Annotated in this window: 18 protein-coding genes; 5 read left to right on the top strand and 13 right to left on the bottom strand. The window is 66.0% G+C overall.

Going from position 1 to position 22,617, the window contains the following annotated elements:
• Positions 1–44: 44 nt before the first annotated feature.
• Genes rsmD through AOP73_RS08865 form a run of 3 tightly spaced genes read right to left on the bottom strand, consistent with a single transcriptional unit; the run spans position 45 to position 4,520 of the window.
• Positions 45–629: a 16S rRNA (guanine(966)-N(2))-methyltransferase RsmD gene (gene rsmD, locus AOP73_RS08875; RefSeq protein WP_061965123.1), complete on the bottom strand. Its 585-nt coding sequence runs from the start codon at positions 627–629 to the stop codon at positions 45–47.
• A gap of 25 nt (positions 630–654) precedes the next feature.
• A complete protein-coding gene (locus AOP73_RS08870) occupies positions 655–2,952 on the bottom strand; it encodes an ATP-dependent DNA helicase RecG (RefSeq protein WP_236683566.1) in 2,298 nt (765 codons plus the stop codon).
• Positions 2,953–3,002: 50 nt separating this feature from the next.
• On the bottom strand, positions 3,003–4,520 hold the full coding sequence (locus AOP73_RS08865) for a DAK2 domain-containing protein (protein WP_061965119.1): 1,518 nt from the start codon (positions 4,518–4,520) through the stop codon (positions 3,003–3,005).
• Between the two features lie 235 nt (positions 4,521–4,755).
• On the opposite strand from AOP73_RS08865, the gene rpmB reads away from it, so the two are divergent.
• The gene (gene rpmB, locus AOP73_RS08860) at positions 4,756–4,947 is read left to right on the top strand and encodes a 50S ribosomal protein L28 (RefSeq protein ID WP_061965117.1); all 192 of its coding nucleotides are present in this window, start codon (positions 4,756–4,758) and stop codon (positions 4,945–4,947) included.
• Positions 4,948–5,063: 116 nt separating this feature from the next.
• Here the strand turns inward: rpmB and AOP73_RS08855 are convergent, their stop codons facing one another.
• Together AOP73_RS08855 and AOP73_RS08850 are read right to left on the bottom strand one after the other, a co-directional pair.
• A complete protein-coding gene (locus tag AOP73_RS08855; protein ID WP_061965115.1) occupies positions 5,064–6,023 on the bottom strand; it encodes a thiamine-phosphate kinase in 960 nt (319 codons plus the stop codon).
• A gap of 41 nt (positions 6,024–6,064) precedes the next feature.
• Positions 6,065–7,426, bottom strand: a complete 1,362-nt coding sequence (locus tag AOP73_RS08850; protein WP_061965113.1) for an MATE family efflux transporter — start codon at positions 7,424–7,426, stop codon at positions 6,065–6,067.
• Between the two features lie 65 nt (positions 7,427–7,491).
• Between AOP73_RS08850 and AOP73_RS08845 the strand changes: the two genes are divergently transcribed.
• Positions 7,492–7,953 (top strand): DUF3515 family protein, encoded by a 462-nt coding sequence (locus AOP73_RS08845; protein ID WP_061965111.1) that lies wholly within the window; start codon positions 7,492–7,494, stop codon positions 7,951–7,953.
• An 88-nt stretch (positions 7,954–8,041) separates the two neighbouring features.
• On the opposite strand, the gene AOP73_RS08840 is transcribed toward AOP73_RS08845, so the two are convergent.
• The 7 genes from AOP73_RS08840 to leuC form a co-directional block, all read right to left on the bottom strand.
• Positions 8,042–9,133 carry a D-alanine--D-alanine ligase family protein gene (locus AOP73_RS08840; RefSeq protein WP_061965109.1) on the bottom strand — a complete coding sequence of 364 codons (1,092 nt, stop codon included), beginning with the start codon at positions 9,131–9,133 and terminating at the stop codon, positions 8,042–8,044.
• Between the two features lie 4 nt (positions 9,134–9,137).
• Positions 9,138–10,139 (bottom strand): NAD(P)H-dependent glycerol-3-phosphate dehydrogenase, encoded by a 1,002-nt coding sequence (locus AOP73_RS08835; RefSeq protein ID WP_061965107.1) that lies wholly within the window; start codon positions 10,137–10,139, stop codon positions 9,138–9,140.
• A complete protein-coding gene (locus AOP73_RS08830; protein WP_061965105.1) occupies positions 10,136–10,849 on the bottom strand; it encodes a lysophospholipid acyltransferase family protein in 714 nt (237 codons plus the stop codon). The genes AOP73_RS08835 and AOP73_RS08830 overlap by 4 nt, the downstream gene beginning before the upstream one ends.
• Before the next feature lie 6 nt (positions 10,850–10,855).
• Positions 10,856–12,166: a UDP-N-acetylglucosamine 1-carboxyvinyltransferase gene (gene murA, locus AOP73_RS08825; RefSeq protein ID WP_061965103.1), complete on the bottom strand. Its 1,311-nt coding sequence runs from the start codon at positions 12,164–12,166 to the stop codon at positions 10,856–10,858.
• Between the two features lie 52 nt (positions 12,167–12,218).
• Positions 12,219–13,046: a CPBP family intramembrane glutamic endopeptidase gene (locus AOP73_RS08820; protein WP_061965672.1), complete on the bottom strand. Its 828-nt coding sequence runs from the start codon at positions 13,044–13,046 to the stop codon at positions 12,219–12,221.
• Positions 13,047–13,215: 169 nt separating this feature from the next.
• A complete protein-coding gene (gene leuD, locus AOP73_RS08815; protein WP_061965101.1) occupies positions 13,216–13,854 on the bottom strand; it encodes a 3-isopropylmalate dehydratase small subunit in 639 nt (212 codons plus the stop codon).
• Positions 13,855–13,865: 11 nt separating this feature from the next.
• Positions 13,866–15,287, bottom strand: a complete 1,422-nt coding sequence (gene leuC / locus AOP73_RS08810; RefSeq protein ID WP_061965099.1) for a 3-isopropylmalate dehydratase large subunit — start codon at positions 15,285–15,287, stop codon at positions 13,866–13,868.
• Positions 15,288–15,387: 100 nt separating this feature from the next.
• On the opposite strand from leuC, the gene AOP73_RS08805 reads away from it, so the two are divergent.
• The 3 genes from AOP73_RS08805 (at position 15,388) to AOP73_RS08795 (ending at position 22,275) form a co-directional block, all read left to right on the top strand.
• Positions 15,388–16,107: an IclR family transcriptional regulator gene (locus AOP73_RS08805; protein ID WP_061965096.1), complete on the top strand. Its 720-nt coding sequence runs from the start codon at positions 15,388–15,390 to the stop codon at positions 16,105–16,107.
• Between the two features lie 273 nt (positions 16,108–16,380).
• Positions 16,381–19,491, top strand: coding sequence for a glycoside hydrolase family 9 protein (locus AOP73_RS08800; RefSeq protein ID WP_152650620.1), 3,111 nt, complete (start codon positions 16,381–16,383; stop codon positions 19,489–19,491).
• A 231-nt stretch (positions 19,492–19,722) separates the two neighbouring features.
• On the top strand, positions 19,723–22,275 hold the full coding sequence (locus AOP73_RS08795) for a glycoside hydrolase family 9 protein (protein WP_160295464.1): 2,553 nt from the start codon (positions 19,723–19,725) through the stop codon (positions 22,273–22,275).
• On the opposite strand, the gene AOP73_RS08790 is transcribed toward AOP73_RS08795, so the two are convergent.
• Positions 22,272–22,610: a hypothetical protein gene (locus AOP73_RS08790; RefSeq protein WP_061965094.1), complete on the bottom strand. Its 339-nt coding sequence runs from the start codon at positions 22,608–22,610 to the stop codon at positions 22,272–22,274. The two genes, AOP73_RS08795 and AOP73_RS08790, sit on opposite strands and share 4 nt — an antisense overlap.
• Between the last annotated feature and the right edge of the window lie 7 nt (positions 22,611–22,617).

Below are 22,617 nucleotides of genomic sequence, written 5' to 3'. Positions count from 1 at the left end.
GCTCGACGCTACCGCACACCGTCGAGTAAGTCCTGGCTGGCGCTCTACTCCGCAGGCTCATCGAACTCGGCGGGCTTGTCGAACTCGGCGTAGTGCAGCACGGTCTCGCCATACTCCTTGCGCGCCACCGGCACCAGAAAGTGTGGCCAGTCGGGCAACGGGGCGCGGGTGGACCACTCGACCACCACCACGGCGGCCGATGCGAGGGCCGGCTTGAGCGCGGCAAGCATGTCCGCCATCTCGCCCCGTGGGATGTCATAGGGCGGGTCCGCGAACACTAGGTCGGCCTTGGTGGACGGGCCGCCGCGCTGCAGATAGGGCTGCACTCGCTCGCGCACGAGCGTCGCGCTGGTCCCCACGCCGAGCTCGCGAATGTTGGACTGAAGCACACGAGCCGCACTGCTATTCGCCTCGACAAACGTGGCTTCCGCCGCGCCGCGACTGAGCGCCTCGAGACCCAGTCCCCCGGATCCCGCGAAAAGGTCCAGCACGTGAGCGCCGCGTAGCAGGTTGGAGTGGTCGAGCCGGCTGAAGAGCGCCTCTCGTACACGATCAGACGTGGGCCGAGTCCCCTTGGGCGGCACAGCGATACGGCGGCCGCCGAAGGTGCCTGCGATGATGCGCGTCATGCCCCCAGCCTAGAGCGCGCGAGCCTCAGGATCGTTCGAGATAGTCCTCGCGCGCGGGTTCGAGCCAGGACTCGATCGCCTGTGCCAACGCGGGGTAGGCCGTGAGTTCTGGGTCGTCGGCCACCAGTTCGCGCGCATCGATCCGTGCGGCGTCGATGACCTTCGCGTCTCGCACCACGCGCAGCAGGCGCAATGAGTTTCGTCCACCAGACTGTGCGGCGCCCAGCACGTCCCCCTCGCGGCGCAGTTCCAAGTCCGTCTCCGCGAGCGCGAACCCATCCGTCGTGGCCGCCAGCGCCTGAAGCCGCTCCTGGGCGACGGACCCCTCCTCCGCCCGCGAAATGAGCAGGCACAGCGAGTCGTGGCCCGCACGGCCCACCCGCCCTCGGAGTTGGTGCAGCTGGGAGATTCCAAAATTGTCGGCGTCCAACACCACCATCACAGTGGCCTGCGGCACGTCCACGCCCACCTCGATCACCGTGGTGGAAACCAGCACGGGGGTCTCGCCGGACGCGAAGCGGCCCATCGCCTCGGCCTTCGCCTCCGCGGACAGGCGGCCGTGCATGACCCCGATGCCGATGCCAGCAAGCTCTGGGCGAGCGCCGAGCATCGCCGCCGTGTCGCTGACCGACGCGAGCGGCGTCTTCGATGTGCTCGCCGGCGTCCCGTTCTCCAGGTCGAGGCTACCGTCCGCAGCGAGGAGAGCACCATCAACATCGGGGGCATCGTTGGCTGAGTCGTCGCTCTCGGTCGCCGTGTCGCCATCGATGCGCGCGCACACCACGTAGGCGCGGCGCCCGGCCTCCACCTCCTCACGGATGCGACTCCACGCGCGTGTCAGCCACGCCTGATTGTCCGCGGGCACCACATGCGTCGCGATCTCGGCGCGACCCGCCGGTTTCTCCGCCAACACCGACGTCTCGAGGTCCCCGAACACCGTCATGGCAACCGTGCGCGGAATCGGTGTCGCCGTCATCACCAGCATGTGGGGCGGACGGTTGCCGCGAGCACGCAACTCGTCTCGTTGCTCGACTCCAAAGCGATGCTGCTCGTCCACCACCACTAGCCCAAGGTCCGCAAACTGCACAGTCTCGCTGAGTAGTGCGTGCGTTCCCACCACAATTCCGGCCGCACCCGATGCCGCCTCGGCCAAGGCGGCCCGCCGCGCCTTGGAGCCTTGCGAGCCAGTCAGCAGCGTCACTCGCGTGGCATCGGCAGCTCCGGTCAGCATCCCACCCTCGGCGAGCGGGCCCATCAGTGCTCGAAGCGTCACGAGGTGCTGGGCGGCGAGCACCTCTGTGGGCGCCAGCAACGCCGCCTGGCCGCCCGCGTCCACGACCTGCAGCATCGCCCGCAGCGCGACGACGGTCTTTCCCGCGCCCACGTCACCCTGCAGAAGCCGCATCATCGGAGTGTTGCGCTCAAGGTCCGTGGCGATCTGCTCGCCCACCTCCCTCTGCCCCTGGGTGAGCGGGAACGGCAGGCGAGCGTCGAACGCAGCCGCCATGGCATCGGCGCGTCGTGGTCGCGCCACCGACGTGAGCAACTCGTGTGCAACGCGCCGACGCGCGAGGGCGGACTGAAGAATCAGCGCCTCCTCGTAGACAAACCGCGCCCGACCCCGCTTCCACGCCGCTGAGTCGTCTGGGATGTGAACATCGCGCAGGCTCGGGATGAGAGGGAAGTGGCCGTGCCGCTCCAGCAAGAAGGTAGGAATGGGGTCGGCGAAGTAGTCGTCCGGCAGAGGGTCGAGCACCGTACGAACCGAGCGGCCGATGCGCCATGTGGGCACACTTGCGGCCGCCGGATAGAACGGGATGGGCCGCGAAGCCTCAAGCACCGCCTCGTCCTCGTCCGCGGCATCCACGCCCACAATCAGATAGTCGGGATGCGTGAGCTGCCGAGAGCCGCGGTACTCCCCCACCGTGCCCGTGAAGAGCCCCGTCCGGCCCGGACGCAACTTGTCCTCGTGCATGCGTAGCACGCCAGCGCGCTTGGCGAAGAAGGTGAGTTGCAGCGTGTGAGCGCCGTCCGTCACGGTGGCTTGGAGCATGGCGCCCCCGCGCGAGCGCATCGTACGAATCGTTGCGGTTCTCACCTGTGCCATCACGGTGACGTGCTCGCCCACCTTGAGTTGTGAGATATCCGTGAGTTGACCCGGATCTCCGTAGCGGCGAGGGTAGTGACGCAGGAGATCTTCCACTGTTTCGAGCGACAGCTTGGCCAACTGCTTCGCGGTACGTGCGCCGAGCACCTTGGTCAGCGACTCACGCTGGCGCTCACGATTAAGTTGGGCATCGGGTCCGCCCTGCATAGCCGACATACGTGCCCCTGAATCCGACTCCTCAGAACCCGTTGACGCTGTGCTCATTGCTAGTGCGCAGGCGGATTCTCGACGCCGATCAATACGGCGGGCTCTGAGTGGCCACCGAGATAGACGTTGATATCTGCCTCGGGAGCAGTCGTACGCGCCGAAAGCCGCACCGCATCCGCGATACCGGGGTTGATGCCGTCTGCGAGCACGAGTGTCACGACCTCGGTAGAGCGGCTCAGCAGCCTGTCGACATCGTCGTCGAGCGCGTCGCCCGTGCTCGAACCGACCGCGGTGGAAGCCACTGCTTCGGCCATCTGTTCAGCAATGTCCTGACCGGGGGTGATGAGCGCGCTTGCGGCGACGGCCGCCACCACCTGCGCCTCGTGAGTACACCGCAACACAGTCAGCTCAGGCTTGGAGCGCTTGTCCGCAAGCTTGAGAGCGGCGGCCCGCAGCGCGGGGTGTCCGGCCGCGACCACGGCGGCACGACCGGAGGCGTCCTTGACTGCGCGGACCAGCGCGCGAGGCTTGAGCGCGGCGGGATCTGGAACCACCAAGACCACGGCGCCTGCATCAGCCAGCGGCTCTGCGAGGCCGGGGCACGTGGTGAGCGCCACCACCCCCGTCGAGGCTCGGTCCCCAATGTGACTCAGGGCAACGTTCCTCACGAGCATTTGGTACGACCTGTGCGCGTGGGCGACCTCCACCGCGAGGTGCGGGGCATCGGTGTGTACGTGGGCCTGCCAGAGCCCATGCGATCCCGTGACGGCCACGGAATCGCCAATCTTTCCGAGCTGATCACGCAGGGTCGCGCCGGCTCCCGAGTCGTGCGCAACCACGAACATGACCTCATAAGCGCCGCCGTGCGCATGGCCGGTGTGCGCAAGCTCGTCTCTGCCAATTCGCTCACGTCCGCCACGGATTTCCCAGTCGACCTCGTCGAGGGCGTCCAGGGCGTCGGCACCGGCAATGTTCTCGGCGAGCGACTCCAGTTGGAGGACCAGTCCCGCGGCGCCAGCGTCAACCACACCGGCGGCCTTGGCGCTCGGGAGATCTTCGTGGGTCTGGGCGAGAGCGGTACGGGCCGCCAGCACCGCGGCGACGATGGCCGTGGAGCGATCGGGCTTCGAGGGCAACGTGTCCGCCGCTCCCTTGGCCGCGGCACGAGCAACGGACAAAATAGTGCCCTCGACGGGGTCGAGCACGGCCCCGTAGGCAGCATCGGCCGCCTCGTCGAGTGCCTCGGCAATGCCCTGTGCCCCCACCTTGTCGAGCCCTCCCCGCTCGTCGAGGCCCGTGAGGAAGGCACTGAGGTACTGGCTGACAATCACTCCAGAATTACCGCGCGCCCCCATCAGTGCGCCGCGCACGAACGCCGCAACAACCTCTCGGTGCGAGGCGGTGGAGGGCAGTCGCGAGACCGCTCGGTTCCCCTCCTGGAGCGTGAGGTACATGTTGGTGCCCGTATCGGAGTCCGGCACGGGGAAGACGTTGATGGAGTCCAGTTTGGTGCGCGCGCCCTTGATAGCCTTGGCCCCGGACTCAAGCCAATGACGCAGGTTCGCGGTTTCGCTCACGCGTTCACCTTCCATCGTCGACTTTTACGCTCGATCCAGTCCGCGCGACGCGAACTTCTTGAGCACAATGGTGGCACGACACACCGACTTGGCGCGCATTTACGAGGCAATGTCATGTCAGGTTTGGCGCGAAGGGCATTCGTCAGATACTCTTGTGCGGTTGCCCGAGTACCGGGCAGAACATCGTGGCGCGACATTTCAGTAATGAATCGCGCATTATTTTAGGAGATCTATCGTGGCTGCCAACTGCGAAGTCTGCGGCAAGAAGCCGTCCTTCGGTAACTCTATTTCGCACTCTCACCGCCGCACCTCGCGTCGCTGGAACCCGAACATCCAGCGCGTCCGCGCGATTGTTTCCGGTACCCCCAAGCGCCTCAATGTGTGCACGTCGTGCCTCAAGGCCGGCAAGGTGACCCGCAACATCTAACGCGGTCTTTCCGCGGAAGGCGGGCGTTCCCCTGGGGAGCGTCCGCTTTTTTCATGCCCCCGCGGCCGATGCTTGAACGGCAATAACTCCCCGTTCGGGTTCACGTCCTGCCGCACCTAGCCGGCAAAGTGATCCCAGCCGCGCACCGTGGGCTCCTCGCCATCGACGCGCACGCCGCTGAACGCGTCCGACGTCACGCCTACGACGGTCCACCCCTCGGGCACCGCGGACTCGCGCTGGAAGACGGCCAGCATGTGGTGGTCCTCTCCCCCAGCCAGCGCCCACGGGCGTGGGTCCAGTTGAAGAGCGACCGCCACCTTGCGTGCACCGTCGTGCACGGGCAGCAGCGCCGACTCAATGTCGATTCCCACCTCGGAGGCCCGTGCCATCCTGGTCGCGTCGCGCACGAGCCCATCTGACAGGTCCATCATGGCGGTCGCGCCGTGCAGCGCCGCCTCAAGACCAGCGCCGATGCGCGGGCTGGGCCTCAGGAACAGGCCGATGCTTTCCGCATCGATACGTTCGCCACGCGTGAGCTGTTCGAGCCCTGCCCTTGCCCCGCCGAGCGGACCGGCGACCGCCACCACCTGGCCGTCCACGGCATCGGCTCGGGTGATGGGCTCCGTGCCGTGCGTCTCGCCCATGGCCGTCACCGAGATGCAGATCTCGCTCGCGCCGCTGAGGTCGCCGCCCACGACACCCACGCCATGCGGCTCGCACGCCTCACGCAGCCCGTCGGCAAAGTCGAGTACCCACTGCACCGGGGTGTGCGCAGGGGCGGCAAGGGTGACCTGGAGAGCAGTCGGAACGGCGCCCATCGCGTCGATGTCCGCCAAGTTCTGCATCGCCGCACGCCAGCCGACGTCTGCGCCGGAGGACCATTCGGTGCGGAAGTGTCTGTTCTCGATCAGCACGTCCGTGGAAACCACCAGATTGCCATCAACTGATAGCACCGCAGCATCGTCGCCCGGGCCAAGAATCTCTGCGTCGGAGCGTGGGAGCCGGGGAGCAAAGAGGGCAATGAGGGCATCCTCGTCAATCTCGCCGATGGTCGTGCTGGGACCGATGTCTGTCATAGGTACGAGCCTACGGGCGATGAGCGTTCCCACGAGTCACGCTAATGCGCGCGCGTGCCCGTGAGCCATGTGCCAGCTACGCTCTGGCGCCAATACGCAATCCCCAAGGTAGCGCCGCGGGCAAAGTTAAAGATCGCGAACGCGCGCCACAGGTTGCCATTCGGGTCATCGGTGGTCGAGCCCAGCCACCAGGCGAGCGCGAAGATCGCAGCCGAGATGGCCATGCCCAGCACCATCCATCCCACCTTGCCGCTACCGAGAAACACGCCATCGAACAGGTACGCCCCCGCAGAGGCGAGAGGAAGCACCGCCACCCATGGCAGCGCGGCTAGCGCTGCCTCGGTGACGTCCGGCAAGGACGTGAGAATCCCGATGAAAGCGGGCCCCGCCAGCAGGTACGCAAGAGTGAACGCACCCCCGATGGCGAACGCGGGCAGCGTAGCCGCGGCGACCGCGCGGTGCAGGCCTGGGACGTCACCCTCGCCGATCTCGCGCGCAGCCATCGACTCGGCGGCCGCCGCGTAGCCGTCCTGTCCGTAGGACGCCAGGTACATCAACTGCATGAGGATCGCGTTCGCGGCCAGCACTGTGGGAGAAATGTGTGACCCGTACGCGGTGACAAACGTGATCACGGCGTAGAGGATGAGCGTGCGCAGGAAAATGTCGCGGTTCATGCCCATCAGCGCCGTCCAACCTCGGCGCAGGCCGCGACCACGGAGCTTGGTGACGCCGGCGCGAAGTGCCGGGCCGGCCATGCGCCACCACAGCCACAGCGCGACGGCGAGTCCCGCCCACTCCGCGATCACCGTGGCGGCGGCAGCACCCTGAGCGCCCCAACCCAGGCCGGCGACGAAGGTCGCATCCAGCACGATGTTGATCGTCGCCACGACGGCCACTGTGGCAAGCGGGCGCTTGGTGTCGCCCGCACCGATGAACCAACCCGTCACTACCAGCGTGAGCAGCACCGCAGGCGCGGAGGCGAGGCGGATCGATGTGTACTGAGACGCGACTGAGGAGATAGCACCATCCGGCGTCAGGAAGTCCATGATCCACGGCACCACCGGTGCCTGAATCAGTAGCACGACGGCACCCATGATCAAAGCGAGCAGGGCGGCACGTTGCCCGTGGGTGAGCGCGGCATCAGCGCGACCTGCCCCGAGCGCCCTACCCACCAGCGACGTTGTTCCCGTGCGGAGGAACGACATCAACCAGAACACCGCACCCAAGACGGTGGCCCCGAGCGCCACCGCACCCAGGTTGAGTTCATCGGAGAAGTGCCCCAGCATCGCGGTGTCCACCAGTCCTACGAGCGGCACCGAAATGTTGGACAGGATCGCGGGCCATGCCAGCGCGAAGGCGCGCCTGTGCGGCAGGTCAGAGACGAGCTCGCGCACGGTGATCACGCTCTGACGTTACCGGTCGTCGCAAGGCGTGCCGGACACGATCGCGGCGGCCGTAGGCTTGAGCCATGCTTCGCGCTCGAATCGCGGCCCTGGCCGTCCTCTCCGCCTTCGCACTCGCCGGATGCACGCAGCCGCTGATCGTAGATCCGGCGCCGTACGCCGCTGACCCCGACTGCGCGGATGTGATGCTCTCCGTACCGGATCACTTGGGTGGACTCGACGTGCACGCGACGTCGTCGCAGGCGACGAGTTCGTGGGGCGACGACTTTCCGATTGTTGCGCGGTGCGGCGTGGAGCCACCAGGCCCCACGGCGGAATCCTGCACCGAGGTGAAGACCCCTTCCGTCACGATGGGGTGGCTCATCGAGGAGGATGGCGACGACTGGCTCGCAGTCACCTTTGGGCACTCGCCCGCACTCGAGATGCGCGTGCCAAAAATCCGCGCCGATGCCGCAGTGGGTGACGTCCTCGCCGAGGTCTCCGACGCGGCTGCCTTGGCCCCGACCAACGGCCTCGAGTGCCGCTGACTCCCAGCCTTACTCCGTAGCGGTCCCTCAATGCACGTCTGTCGCAGCCGCCGTTTCCTCGCGGTCCGGTGACGCTTGCCGAGAGTGTTTAGCGGAGCCCAATGCGGCGCTCGAGAGCAGTCTCGAGAAGGGTCTGCACCAGTTCGGGGTAGTCAACCCCGGCTGACGCCCACATACGCGGGTACATGCTCGTGGTGGTGAACCCAGGCATGGTGTTGATTTCGTTGACGGTCACGGTGCCGTCCTCGCTGACAAAGACGTCCACGCGCGCGAGCCCTTCGGCCCCTACCGCCCTGAAGGCGCGGCGCGCGTAGTCGGCCACCACATCGGCGACCCCCGCCGGCAGTGTGGTGGGGCACAGCAGCCTCACATCGCCATCGTCCAGGTACTTCGCCTCGAAGTCGTAGAAATCGTAGTCTCCGCCCGTGACGATCTCTCCTGCGGGAGAAACTCTCACCTCGGTCTCGGTGGCGAGCACGGCGGTCTCGATCTCGCGTCCACTCACGCCGCGCTCGATCAGCACCTTGGGGTCGTGCTTCACGGCCTCGTCGACGGCGGCATCGAGCTCGGCGAGGTCGTCGACTCGCGAGATTCCCATGGAGGACCCTGCTCGCGCGGGCTTGACGAACAGCGGCAGTCCGAGCGCCTCAATGTCTGCCATGTGACCTTCCGGGTGTTCACCCGGGTACAGCACCACGTCCGGCGTGACCGGGAGTCCGGCGTCCTTGAATGCGGTCTTCATGAACTGCTTGTCCATGCCTACTGCTGACGCGAGAACTCCCGCGCCCACGTACCGGACGTCCAGCAGTTCTAGCGCACCCTGCAGAGTGCCATCCTCGCCAAAGGGACCGTGCAACACGGGAAACACCACGTCAATATCCGCGAGATGGCGGACCCGGCCGTCGTGGCCCTCGACGCGCCACGTCCGGCTACCGGCGCTCACGGGGAGCAGGACGGTCTCTCCGTCGTTTGCGACCGTCGGCAGCGCGCCGTCCGTGATCGCCCAGTCGCTGGGCTCGTCGCTCGCGACCGTCCAGCGGCCGTCAGAGGTGATGCCAAGGGCGACGACGTTCCACTTGTCGCGGTCGATGGCGCCGAGCACCCCACCCGCGGTGACACACGAGACTCCGTGCTCGGACGAGCGACCGCCAAAGGCGACGGCAACGGTGGGCTTGCTCATGGGCTTAGACGCCTTCCGCCTTGCGGGGTCGCGCGAGCAGCGCCTGCAGCACGGACTCCTTGGGCTTGCCTTCGTGCAGCATGGCCACGACGGCGTCGCAAATGGGGATGTCGACGTCCACGGTCGCTGCGAGTTCACGCACCGAGAGCGAGGTCTTGACGCCCTCCGCGGTACCGCCGGTGAGGGCGATGGCGTTGTCGAGGCTCGCGCCTCGGCCGATGTGCGCGCCAAGCGTGTGATTGCGCGACAGCGGCGAGGCACAGGTCGCGATGAGGTCGCCCATTCCTGCCAGGCCAGAGAACGTCTCTGGGGTTGCTCCCAGTGCCAGACCCAACCGCGTGATCTCCGCGAGACCCCTGGTAATGACGGTTGCAGTGGTGTTGTGGCCAAAGCCGAGTCCCGCGGCCACGCCTACGGCAACGGCGATGATGTTCTTGTACGCGCCACACAGCTCGACGCCCACCACATCGGTGTTCGTGTATGGGCGGAAGTAGGACGACGCAGTGGCTTCGGACAGGAGCACGGCGGCATCGGCATCGTAGCCGGCGACGACCGTAGCGGTGGGCTGCTTGGCGGCGATCTCGCGCGCCAAATTAGGTCCGGAGACAACGGTGAGGCGTTCGTTGGGCAGTGACCACACGTCTGCCAGGACCTCGCTCATGCGCTCGTGCGTGCCGAGCTCAATCCCCTTCATGAGTGACGTCACGATGGCGCTGTCCGGCAGCGCACCCTCGTGCCCGGCAAGGATGGAACGCACATGCTGCGAGGGAAGGGCCACGGCAACGATGTCCGCGCCTGCGAGGGCATCGTCCATCACCGTGGTGGCGTCGATGCCTGACGGCAACTCGAGCCCCTGCAACGCGCGCTCGTGACGGCGGTCATTGTTAATGCCGGCGACGACCGCCTCGTCGCGACCCCACAGCGATACCTCAGTCCCGGCATCGGCCAATACGGCCGCGAAGGTGGTGCCCCACGCGCCTGCACCCAGAACAGCAGCCTTGGTCATTGATCTCGCTTCCTGTCTCGCATGTTGAACGGCTCGGCGGGAGCGCTCTCGCCCCGAATGTCCTCCAGCATAGAGGTGAGGGTCGCCATGATCTTGTTGGTCGCCGCACGCAGCAACACCGAGTCAATGGGCTTGCCGCGGAATTCGTCAAGATCGACCGGCGGACCGGCAATCACGGTGATCTTCTTGCGCGGAAATGGCTTGAGCACCTTGGAATACGGGCTCAACAGCTCGTGGGCGCCCCATTGGGCGATCGGGATGACGGGCACGTTCTGCTCGAGCGCCATGCGAGCTGCGCCGGTGCGGGCCACCATGGGCCACATCTGAGGGTCCTTCGTCAGCGTGCCCTCGGGGAAGACCGCAATCATGTCGCCGCGATCGAGCGCCACGGCACCCATGTCAAGCGCATCGCGGGCGCGCTTGGTGCCGCGATACACAGGAATCTGGTCCAGGTTGCGCAGCAGCTTGCCGGCGATGGGGATGTCGAACAGGCTCGACTTGGCGAGGAACCGTGGGGGGTGGCCATTGTTGTAGAGGAAGTGCGCAAACGTAATGGGATCCGCGTAGGACACATGGTTGGATACGGCGATGTAGCCGGTGTCGCGCGGCAAGTTCGCCTCGCCGTGCCAGTCCTTGCGCGTCATGGCGGAGACGATGGGGCGCAACACGCACGCCACCGCGCGATAGCACCGGGAAATTCCGGTTGCCATACGCGGCTACTCGATGCTGGCGCCGAGCGCCACAAGCTTGGCGCGGAAGTTCTCGTAACCACGGTCGATGATGCCGATGCCCGACACGTTGGAGGTCCCTGTCGCGGCCAGCGCCGCGATCAGGTGGGAGAAGCCGCCACGCAGGTCGGGTACCTCGATGTCGGCTCCGGTCAGCGGTGTGGGGCCGGAGATCACGGCGGAGTGCTTGAAGTTGCGCTGACCAAAGCGGCAGGTGCGGTCCCCCAAGCACTCGCTAAACAACTGCACCTGCGCGCCCATCGCGTTGAGTGCGTGCGTGAAGCCAAACCGCTTCTCGTACACCGTCTCGTGGACGATGCTGAGGCCCTTGGCCTGCGTGAGGGCCACGACGAGCGGCTGCTGCCAGTCCGTCATGAAGCCGGGGTGGACGTCCGTCTGTAGCGCGATCGAGTGCAGTTCGCCGCCCGGGTGATAGAACCGGATGCCACCCTCGACGACGTCGAATTCTCCACCTACCTTGCGAAAGACGTTCAGGAACGTGCCCATGGACCGCTGCTGCGCGCCGTGCACCAAGATGTTGCCCTTGGTGGCTAGCGCGGCACTCGCCCAGGAGGCCACTTCGATGCGGTCGCACAGCGCGGTGTGATCGTACCCGCGCATCTCCTTGACACCCTCGATCTGAATGGTGCGGTCGGTGTCGACCGAGATAATGGCGCCCATCTTCTGCAGCGTGTCGATCAGATCCTTGATCTCTGGCTCCACTGCGGCATTCTCCAGCAACGTGATGCCCTCGGCCATGACGGCGGTCAGCAGCAACTGCTCGGTGGCTCCCACGGAGGGGTACGACAACTCGTGACGGATGCCCTTGAGGCCGTTGGGGGCCGTCAGGTGGAGGCCGTCTCCGGACTCGGCTACCGTGGCGCCAAACTTCTTCAGGATTTCCAGGTGGAAGTCGATGGGGCGGTCGCCGATCAGGCAGCCACCCAGGTCGGGAATGACGGCCTCACCCAGACGATGCAGTAGCGGGCCGCACAGCAGGATGGGGATGCGCGAGGATCCGGCGTGCGCCGCAATATCGATCGCCTCGGCGGAATTCAGGCTCGTGGTGTCCATCGACACGGTGCCGGCGTCGACGTCGTAATCCAGGTCGACGCCGTGCAGGCGAAGGAGGCCTGACACGACCCCTACGTCGCGGATGTCGGGAACGTTGCGCAGCATCGAGGGTGTCGAGCCGAGCAGCGCCGCAACCATCGCCTTGGAGACGAAGTTCTTGGCACCGCGTACGGAAATCTCACCCTCGAGCGGCTTGCCGCCGTGAATTCGAATGGAGTCGCTCATGTGACTATCTTCCCCTATTAGGCCGCGCCGGTGGCGCACGACGACCCGCGACCTATGGTCCAACGGCGGGGGCGGTGATGAAGATGTCGAATAGTTCGGGGTGGTGGGCGTGCACGAGTACCGCGAACACCACCGCGTCAAAGAGCAGATGCACCGTGACTACATAGGGCAGCGACTTGGTCCACGAGAAGATCCACCCCTGCACCAGCGCGAAGGGGATCGTCAGCAGCGGACCCCACTCGCGGTACCCCAACTCCCACAGGAACGACACGAACACGAGCGACTGCAGCACGTTCGCCACCCACATGGGGAAGTGCGACCGCAGGAGGGCAAACACCACGCAGATGAAGAACAGTTCGTCCCACAGGCCCACCGCGTTCACACCCACGAATAGTCGGCCGATGTCTCCGTCACCGTCGAGGTCCGGCCAGTTGTGGTACGCGCCGGAGCCGATGAAATACACGGGTAGAACCAGATACCCGAACACGACGACGATGCCAAGGTACAGCCATTGCGGTCGCGTCCAGCGCTTTCCGGTGCCCACGGGGAAGACGATGCTACGGTCGCGAAACACGAAGCGCGAGATGGCCCACGGCACCAGCACTGCCAGTGACAGCACCACGGTGAAGCGCGCCATGCCGGCATCGGAGAGGTCCGCGTGCAGCGAGATGGTCGAGATGATGACCTGGGCGAGCGCTATGAGCCCGAGGTCGCGGGCGAGGCGGCGGTCGACAGCGAAGGCGAGTGCCACTCCAAGGACGAGCGGGATGTAGCCCCACGGTCGGACGTGCACGGCAAACAGCAGAATCGCGGCGCCACAGACCATCGCGGCGGCGAGCAGACGCGCGGCCGACGGGCCATCCCAACCCAGCCGCGGCATCGGCGGCGGGGCCGATGACGAGTCAGCCGCGGCCCCGTCCCGATGGTCGGGCAGCAACGCATCCGCAGCATCGGCCGATGTAGCGTGAGTGGGCGCATTCATGCCCCCGAGCATGACAGAAGCCGCCGCCCCCAAAGGGACGGCGGCTTCAGTGGCGCAACTTTGCGAACTACTTGACCGGGCGAGCCGCGACAATCTCCTGCTTGGGCTCAGTCTTCTCCGGCAGCGTCTTGGGACGCCATGCCTCGCGCTTGGCCTCGAACGCAGTGATGTCCTCCTCGTGCTGGAGGCTCAGACCAATGTCGTCTAAGCCCTCCATGAGGCGCCAGCGCACGTAATCGTCGATCTCGAACTGGACGGTGATGTCGCCGCAGGACACCGTGCGGTCCTCGAGCGACACGGTCAGTTCCTTGCCGGGCTCGGCCTCGAGCGCCTTCCAGAGGAGTTCGATGTCGCTCTGCTCGACGATCGCGGCGAGCAGACCCTGCTTGCCGGAGTTGCCGCGGAAGATGTCGGCGAAGCGGCTCGCGATGACGACCTTGAAGCCGTAGTCCTTGAGCGCCCAGACGGCGTGCTCGCGCGACGAACCCGTTCCGAAGTCCGGGCCCGCCACGAGGACCGACCCTGCCTGATATGCGGGTTGGTTGAGGACGAAGCTCTCGTCCCCGCGCCAGGCGGCGAAGAGCGCGTCCTCGAAGCCGGTGCGCGTCACGCGCTTGAGGTAGACGGCGGGGATGATCTGGTCCGTGTCGACGTTGGAGCGACGTAGCGGAACGCCGATGCCGGTGTGAGTGGTGAACTTTTCCATGAGTATCTCCCTTACGCCAGCGCTGCGGCGGGCTCGAGGTCGGCGGGGCTGGACAGCGTGCCACGGACCGCAGTGGCGGCGGCGACGAGCGGGGACACGAGGTGTGTGCGTCCGCCCTTGCCCTGGCGACCCTCGAAGTTGCGGTTCGAGGTGGAGGCACTGCGCTCCTGAGGAGCGAGCTGGTCGGGGTTCATTCCCAGGCACATGGAGCAACCGGCGTTGCGCCACTCCGCGCCGAAGTCCAGGAACACCTTGTCGAGCCCCTCGGCCTCGGCCTGGAGACGGACGCGAGCGGACCCGGGGACGACGAGGAAGCGCGTGTTGGGTGCCTTCTCACGGCCCGCGATGATGTCCGCGGCGGCGCGCAAGTCCTCGATGCGACCGTTGGTGCACGAGCCCAGGAACACGGTGTCGATGGCGACCTCGCGGAACGGGGTACCGGGCGTGAGACCCATGTACTTGAGGGCGTTCGCGGCGGCCTCGCGCTGGTCCGCGTCGGCAAAGTCCTCGGGGTCGGGAACCGAGGCGCTCAGCGGAGCACCCTGGCCCGGGTTGGTGCCCCACGTGATGAAGGGCTCGAGGTCGGCGGCGTTGAGGTTGACCTCGGCGTCAAAGGTCGCGTCCTCGTCGGTGACGAGCTGTTTCCAGTCCGCCACGGCGGCGTCCCAGTCCGCGCCCTCGGGAGCGTGCGGGCGTCCCTTGACGTACTCAAACGTGGTCTCGTCGGGGGCGATCAGGCCGGCGCGGGCGCCCGCCTCGATCGACATGTTGCACACCGTCATGCGCGCCTCCTGTGAGAGGGCGCGGATCGCGGCGCCGCGGTACTCGAGCACGTAGCCCTGTCCCCCGCCGGTGCCGATCTTGGTGATGACGGCCAGGATGATGTCCTTGGCCGTGGTGCCCTCCGGCAGGTCGCCGTCGACGTTGATCGCCATGGTCTTGAAGGGCGCGAGTGGCAGCGTCTGCGTGGCGAGCACGTGCTCGACCTCGGAGGTGCCGATGCCGAACGCGAGCGCTCCGAAGGCGCCGTGCGTTGAGGTGTGCGAGTCGCCGCAGACCACGGTCATGCCGGGCATGGTCAGGCCAAGCTGCGGGCCCACCACGTGGACGACTCCCTGGTCGGCGTCACCCAGCGAGTGGATGCGCACGCCGAACTCCTTGGCGTTGTCGCGCAGGGTCTGAATCTGGATGCGGCTGGTCTCGTCAGCGATCGGCTGGTCGATGTCCAGCGTCGGAGTATTGTGGTCCTCCGTTGCGATGGTGAGGTCCGGGCGGCGCACGGTGCGACCGGCGATGCGGAGGCCTTCGAACGCCTGGGCACTCGTGACCTCGTGGCACATGTGCAGGTCGATGTAGATCAGGTCGGGGGCGCCGTCGGTGCCCTTACGCACCAGGTGGCTCTCCCACAGCTTTTCAGCCAGTGTGGTTCCCATTTTTCCTCCAGTGTCGGCACCCTGCGGGGGTGTTAGATCCGTGTAGCGATATTCTTCCTTGATCTAGACATCTCACAATGCGAGACGCTAGTATCGCTCTATGGACAATCATAGCGGAGTTGGCGTCATTGACAAGGCGGCTGCGATACTTGGCGCGCTAGAACAGGGCCCGTCGACCTTGGCGGAGCTGGTGGCGACCACTCACCTGGCGCGCCCCACGGTGCACCGGCTTGCCCTGGCGCTCGAGCACCACCACCTGGTGGGGCGCGACTCCAACGGCGCATTTGTCCTGGGTAGCCGCTTCGCGCAGCTCGCCGCCTCCGTGGGCGAGGACCGCCTGGTGAGCGCCGCGCAGCCCGTGCTGACGGTGCTGCGCGACCGCACCGGCGAGTCCGCGCAGCTGTACCGCCCGCACGGCGACCAACGCATCTGCATCGCCGCGGCGGATCGCCCCGTTGGCCTGCGCGACTCAATCCCCGTGGGCACCACCATGACCATGACCGCCGGCTCCGCCGCGCAGGTGCTGCTCGCCTGGCAGGAGCCCACGCGCATGCATCGCGGCCTCGCGGGGGCCCGCTTCACCGCCAAGGATCTGGACCACGTGCGCGCCTACGGCTATGCCGAATCCGCGGGCGAGCGCGAGACCGGTGTCAGCTCAGTGTCCGCGCCGGTGTGGGGCACAGCGGGGACCGTCATCGCCGCCGTCTCAATATCCGGACCCATCGAGCGGCTGACCTCGCACCCGGCGGGCGAGCACGCCGAGTCAGTCATGGACGCGGCTCGCCAACTCAGCGACGTCCTCCGTCGCACGGAGCACTAGCCCCCGCACTCGCGCCGCACGGCGCCACGCCCTCAATGGCCCCCGCGCCCTATTGGTCCGATTCGGCACGAATCTGGGCCTCGCTGCGCCCAGTTGGTCCGATTCAGCACGGGACCCACCAGCCAGGCACTCGCCAAGCAGCAGATTCCCTACCAGGCGGTAGAAAAAGTGAACGTTGCCATCGCAAGTCGAATCGTTTCGTGCTACGTTTCCCGGCGTGGGCAAGGACGCTCACGTGCTGAGGGGCATGACTCCACTAGAAGAGGAATCCCAGTGTTCACAAAGAAGTCAACACGCACCACTTTGGCCGCCTTAGGTGCGGCTGCCATCCTGCTCACTAGCGGTGCCACCGCCGCCAACGCGGACGTCATCAATGGCGACTTCGAGGGCGATAACACCGATGCGTGGTTCTCCTACGGCTTTGTAGGCGGATCGACCACCTTCGAGGGCGGGCAATTCTGCGGCACCGTACCTGGCGGCACTACCAATGCCTACGACATCGGCTTTGGCCAGAATGACCTTGACCTGCCCGCAGGTGATTACGTCTTCAGCTTCGACGTCTCCGGAGAGGGCCCCATCCGCGCGATCGTCGCCCAGAACGGCGGCGCATACGCCACCTATGCAGAATCCCTCCCCCCTCAGTCCACGGACATGACTCACTACGACGTGGGTTTCACGCTGTCCGACGCCGCGGTTGATCCCCAGGTCGCATTCCAGGTGGGCGGAGCGGCGGAAGAGTGGACGTTCTGCGCGGACAACGTCTCGGTGGCGGCTCCGGGTGCGGAATTCGTCCCCGACGGAGGCTTCGATGCCGGACTTGGCTCGTGGTTTACGCCTGACAACGCGGGCGCGATCATCGATGGCGCGCTGTGCACCCCCGTGACGGGTCAGGCGGGCGGCGGAGATCCGTGGAGCCGGATCGTGGGCCTCAACGACCTCACGCTCCCCGCGGGCGACTACGTCTTCTCGTATGACGTGTCGGGAGGCAAGCCGGTCCGTGCCATTGTTGGCATGGCCGCCGCCCCCTACGACGTCTACGCCGAAGCCAACACCACGCCCGGAGACGCGCTGGAGTCCAACCAGGTGGGATTCTCGCTCGACGAGGAGACCACCGGAGTGCAGGTCGCCTTCCAGATCGGCACCTCGACCGAGGACTGGACCTTTTGCGTCGACAACGTCTCGGTGCTCGGAGGAGCGGCGCTGCCCCAGTACGAACCGGAAACTGGACCTCGCGTGCGCGTCAATCAGGCCGGATACATCACCAACGCCCCGAAACGGGCAACACTCGTCACCGATTCGGCCGATGCCGTGGCGTGGGAGCTTCATAGCGCGGCCGATGCCGTGGTCGCGTCAGGCGACACCTCTCCCCACGGCGTGGACGCATCGGCTGGACTGAATGTTCACACCATCGACTTCTCCTCGGTAACCGCGCCCGGCACCTACACACTGTCAGCGGATGGCGACACGTCCTACGAATTCGAGATCGGCACCGATGCATACGAAACGCTGCGCACGGACTCCCTGAACTACTTCTACTTGGCACGTTCAGGCACCGAGATCGACGGTGACATCGTGGGCGAGGACTACGCACGTGCCGCAGGTCACGTCAGTTCCGCTGGTGGCAGCGACACCAATCAGGGCGACAACAACGTCGCGTGCCAGCCTGCCGAGGACTCGGCCGCGATCTACGGCGAGCCGTGGACATGCGACTACACGCTCGACGTGGTGGGCGGCTGGTATGACGCTGGCGACCACGGCAAGTATGTCGTCAACGGCGGCATTGCGACCGCGCAGTTGCTGTCCACGTACGAGCGCACCAAGAATGCCCCCACTGCCGATGCCGCTGCGCTGGGCGACGACACGCTGGCTCTTCCGGAGACGAACAACGGCGTTCCGGACGTCCTCGACGAGGCCAAGTGGGAACTCGACTTCATGATGTCGATGATGGTGCCGCAGGGTGAAGAATTGGCAGGAATGGTGCATCACAAGGTGCACGACTACGGCTGGACCGGGTTGCCGCTATTGCCCGCAAACGACGCGCAAACCCGCTACCTCCACCGCCCGTCCACGGCGGCGACACTCAACCTAGCCGCCACCGCCGCGCAGGGCGCGCGACTGTTCGCCCCGTACGACGCGGAGTACTCACAACAACTGCTGGAATCCGCCACGACTGCCTGGAACGCCGCGCTGGCTCACCCGGAGATTTACGCACCGGTTGCCGACGGCAACAACGGCGGCGGTGCCTATGACGACGACGACGTGACCGATGAGTTCTACTGGGCCGCGGCGGAGCTGTACATCACCACCGGCGACAAGGAGTTCAAGGACTACCTGCTGGCCTCCGACCTGAGCACTGAGAATGTGTTCGATGTCGGTGGCTTCAACTGGGGCTCGGTGGCCGCCTTGGGACGAATGGACCTGGCGACCGTGCCGAACTCACTACCGGGGCACGAGGCAATCGTCGCCTCCGTGTTGGACGGCGCCGATGCCATTCGCGCGGTCCAGCAGGCACAGCCCTTTGGTCAGGCGCTAGGCGCTGACAATTTTGTCTGGGGCTCCAACAGTCAAGTGCTCAACAACATGGTGGTGCTCGGCACTGCCTACGACCTCAGCGGCGAAGCAAAGTACCGCGACGCTGCGGTGGAGAGCGCCGACTATCTGCTGGGTCGCAACGCCCTCAATAACTCCTACGTCACCGGCTACGGAGACGTGTACTCGGAGAATCAGCACTCTCGGTGGTTCTCCGCGCAGTTGAGTCCAAGCCTGCCGCACCCTCCGGCCGGCTCCGTGTCTGGTGGGCCCAACGCCGACGTTGGCACCTGGGACCCCACGTTTGCGGCCCTGTACCCGGATCAGGATTGTGCTCCGCAATTCTGCTATGTGGACGAGATTCAGTCGTGGGCGACCAACGAGATCACGGTGAACTGGAACTCAGCACTGAGCTGGGTGGCGTCGTTCCTCGCGGATCAGTCCGAGGGTGCGGCGGCCACTGTTGCTCCATGCGAGGTCGAGTACATCACTCACGGTACGTGGCCAGGGGCAACGAACAACCAGGTCTGGATCAAGAACACCGGGTCCGCAAGCATTGACGGCTGGGATCTCACGTGGGCGTACCCCGCGGACGACGAGGTGACCTCACAGGCATGGAGTGCGAATTACTCGCAGTCCGGGGCAACGGTGACCGCTTCCAGTCTGTCGTGGAACGCCAAGCTCAAGCCGGGAGCAAAAACCACGATCGGCTTCATCACGTCGACCCACACACTCGCCGATGCGCAGCCCACGCAGTTCTGGCTCAACGGGGAGCCGTGCTCCACCGTGGGCAAGAGCGACGCCAAGAAAACGAAGGATGCGAAGGTGACGAAGGACAAGTCAAGCAAGAAGTAGGCATGTCCCTATGCTCGCGTCGCGACAGCCGCGAGCATAGGGGGCGGCGCGGGTCGGCATTGGTCGGCCCGCGTTGCCGTTCGCCCAAGACTCGAGTTCCTGGCACCCGTGACGAGGGATGGGATCGGCGGCTGGCCTAGAGAAAAACGAAACGTTTCGTGTAGGGTGCCAACACGCGCGACGATGCGCGACCGGGGCCACCCGGCCGGGGGAAGTGTGATGGAGGATCACGTGCCAACGACGACACTGCGCCAGGGCGGCGAGAGCCACCACGGACACGACCACTCGACCACTGCCACTCGCGTGGGGGCACTCCTGCTGGCCGGACTCCTCGCACTGTCCGGGTCCCTACTCGGCGCCACCACGGCATCTGCCGCCGATGACGAGGCCTCGCCGGTCAACAACGGCACTTTCGACGACGGTGACGCCACCTGGTGGTCTACCGAAAACCTCATCGAGTCGATCGACACCTCCACAGGCGCCTTATGCGTCGACGTGCCTGGCGCCACGGTGAACCCCTGGGACGCGATTGTCGGCCAGGACGGCTTCACCCTGCCCATGAACGACTACGTACTGTCCTTCGACATCAGCGCGGACACCGCGGACGGTCAGCCCGTGGGCGTGCGTGCGCTGATGCAGGACCCTGAGACGTATGCGACCGTCTTGGACAAGACCGTGCAAGCCGGAGCCGACATCCAGCACTACGACGTGGGCTTCGCTCTCGACCAGGACTTCGAGGACCGCCAGATGGCATTCCAGTTCGGTGGCGCGTCGCAGACGTGGACATTCTGCATTGACAACGTCGTGCTCGTGGCTGGCAAGGTACTGCCGCCCTACGCACCGGAGACCGGCCCCCGCGTCCGCGTCAACCAGGTGGGCTACCTCCCTGACGGACCCAAGCACGCCACCGTCGTGACCGACCAAGCCTCCCCCGTGGACTGGACGCTCGACGACGGAACCGGCACCGTGGCATCGGGACCCGCCACGATGGCAGAGGCAGATCCGTCCTCGCTACTCACCACGCAGACCATCGACTTCTCGGACGTCACCACGCCAGGCACGTACACCCTCAGTGCTGACGGAGCCACGTCCTACGAGTTCACCATCGGAACTGACGCCTACGCCCAACTGCGCAAAGACTCACTGGCGTACTTCTACCTTGCTCGTTCGGGCACTGACATCGATCCCGCCCTGGTGGGCGAGGAGTACGCGCGCGCTCCTGGACACGTCAGCATGGCCGGGGGCACGGACACCAATCAGGGTGACAACGCTGTGGCCTGTCAGCCCGCCGACGACAACACGGGCGGAGACAATCCCAAGCCGATTTACGGCGAACCGTGGACCTGCGATTACACGCTCGACGTGGTGGGCGGCTGGTACGACGCGGGCGACCATGGCAAGTACGTCGTCAATGGCGGCATCGCCACCGCACAGCTGCTGTCGACTTACGAGCGCAATCTGACCGCACCATCGGCCCAGCAGGGCGCCCTGGCCGACGGCACCCTCACCATCCCCGAGTCAGCCAACGGTATCCCCGACGTGCTCGACGAGGCCAAATGGGAACTCGACTTCATGATGTCGATGATGGTTCCGCAGGGCCAGGATCTGGCAGGAATGGTGCACCACAAGATGCATGACTACGGCTGGACGGGGCTCCCTCTGCTGCCCGCGGACGACCCTCAGACCCGCTACCTCCACCGCCCGTCGACGGCGGCAACGCTGAATCTTGCCGCAACTGCCGCTCAGGGGGCACGCCTGTTCGACCCCATCGATCCCGATTACGCGACACAGTTGCTTGACTCGGCCCGCACGGCGTGGGCGGCAGCGCTCGCCCATCCGGACCTCTACGCGCCCGCGACCGACGGCAACAACGGCGGAGGGGCCTACCCAGATCAGGACGTCGCCGACGAGTTCTATTGGGCCGCCGCCGAGCTCTTTCTGACCACCGGTGAGCAGGAGTTTGAGGATTTCGTGACGGGGTCGCCACTGAACGCGCGCAACGTTTTCTCGACTGGGGGCTTCAGTTGGGGCAGCGTCGCCGCACTCGCGCGCATGGACCTCGCGACCGTGTCGAGCGAACTTCCCGGGCACGATGCCGTGGTCGCCTCGGTCCTCAGTGGCGCCGACGGGATGCTCGCCGAGCAGGACCGCCAACCGTTCGGTCAGGTCCTGCCGGCCAACCAGTACGTGTGGGGCTCCAACAGTCAGATCCTCAACAACATCGTGGTGCTGGGAACCGCATACGACCTCAGCGGAGACGCAAAATATCGCGACGGGGCACTCGAAAGCCTGGACTACCTGCTGGGACGCAACGCACTCAACGTGTCCTACGTGACGGGCTACGGTACCGAGTACGCGCACCATCAGCACTCACGTTGGTTCGCCAACCAACTCAACCCCGAGCTTCCGAACCCTCCCCGCGGTTCCGTCGCGGGAGGCCCCAACGCGAGCCAGGGCACCTGGGATCCCATCGCATCGGGCCTGTTCTCCACTGGTTGCGCACCGCAGTTCTGCTACGTCGATGACATCGGATCGTTCGCGACCAATGAGATCACCATCAACTGGAATTCGGCGCTCAGTTGGGTGGCATCATTCGCCGCGGACCAAGCGGCCGATGCTGGGGCAGCGACGGCCGCCGGAGGCACCGGCGATGGGGGCACGGAAAGCCCCGGCGAACAGATCGAGGACGAGGGCTCCAGCCTGTGGCTTACCCTACTGATCTCGCTGGTTGCGGCCGCAGGGGGCGTCGCGTTCGTCCTCGCGGAGGGACGGTCAGAGCGCTAGAGGCCGGTCATCAGCACGGTCATGAGGACCGCCAGTATCACCCATGCGACCACGGCGGCGATGGCGGTGGGGTTGACCCAGGTCGCGCCCTTGCGCGCCTGGACCGCCGCGACGATCAGCACGATGCCAGCCACCAGCGAACCCAGATACGTGATGACTAGTGCGGAGGCGAGCCCAATCGCGCCGTCCTGCAGCCCCTCGGCGCCGGGCGCGAGCGCGGGCGCGATGAACCCGTAGGCGACTGAGGCAGCGATGAGCGCCAGCAGCAGATAGAGCGGCAGCTTTGACGAAGGGCGCACGGCCGGTGCCACGTGGTCAGTCTCAGATGCGGTCATGATGTGT

The sequence above is a fragment of the Demequina aurantiaca genome, from assembly GCF_000975135.1.
Taxonomy (GTDB): domain Bacteria; phylum Actinomycetota; class Actinomycetes; order Actinomycetales; family Demequinaceae; genus Demequina; species Demequina aurantiaca.
The sequence above is the reverse complement of the archived record's forward strand: the minus strand, read 5'-3'. Positions and strand labels throughout refer to the sequence as shown.

Excerpts from the sequence above, each read along its gene's own strand:
- rsmD (WP_061965123.1), bottom strand. The coding sequence starts at position 629 with ATGACGCGCATCATCGCAGGCACCTTCGGCGGCCGCCGTATCGCTGTG.
- AOP73_RS08805 (WP_061965096.1), top strand. The coding sequence starts at position 15,388 with ATGGACAATCATAGCGGAGTTGGCGTCATTGACAAGGCGGCTGCGATA.
- murA (WP_061965103.1), bottom strand. The coding sequence starts at position 12,166 with ATGAGCGACTCCATTCGAATTCACGGCGGCAAGCCGCTCGAGGGTGAG.
- AOP73_RS08845 (WP_061965111.1), top strand. The coding sequence starts at position 7,492 with ATGCTTCGCGCTCGAATCGCGGCCCTGGCCGTCCTCTCCGCCTTCGCA.
- AOP73_RS08870 (WP_236683566.1), bottom strand. The coding sequence starts at position 2,952 with ATGTCGGCTATGCAGGGCGGACCCGATGCCCAACTTAATCGTGAGCGC.
- AOP73_RS08830 (WP_061965105.1), bottom strand. The coding sequence starts at position 10,849 with ATGGCAACCGGAATTTCCCGGTGCTATCGCGCGGTGGCGTGCGTGTTG.
- leuC (WP_061965099.1), bottom strand. The coding sequence starts at position 15,287 with ATGGGAACCACACTGGCTGAAAAGCTGTGGGAGAGCCACCTGGTGCGT.
- AOP73_RS08820 (WP_061965672.1), bottom strand. The coding sequence starts at position 13,046 with ATGCCGCGGCTGGGTTGGGATGGCCCGTCGGCCGCGCGTCTGCTCGCC.
- AOP73_RS08835 (WP_061965107.1), bottom strand. The coding sequence starts at position 10,139 with ATGACCAAGGCTGCTGTTCTGGGTGCAGGCGCGTGGGGCACCACCTTC.
- AOP73_RS08790 (WP_061965094.1), bottom strand. The coding sequence starts at position 22,610 with ATGACCGCATCTGAGACTGACCACGTGGCACCGGCCGTGCGCCCTTCG.
- leuD (WP_061965101.1), bottom strand. The coding sequence starts at position 13,854 with ATGGAAAAGTTCACCACTCACACCGGCATCGGCGTTCCGCTACGTCGC.
- AOP73_RS08855 (WP_061965115.1), bottom strand. The coding sequence starts at position 6,023 with ATGACAGACATCGGTCCCAGCACGACCATCGGCGAGATTGACGAGGAT.
- AOP73_RS08840 (WP_061965109.1), bottom strand. The coding sequence starts at position 9,133 with ATGAGCAAGCCCACCGTTGCCGTCGCCTTTGGCGGTCGCTCGTCCGAG.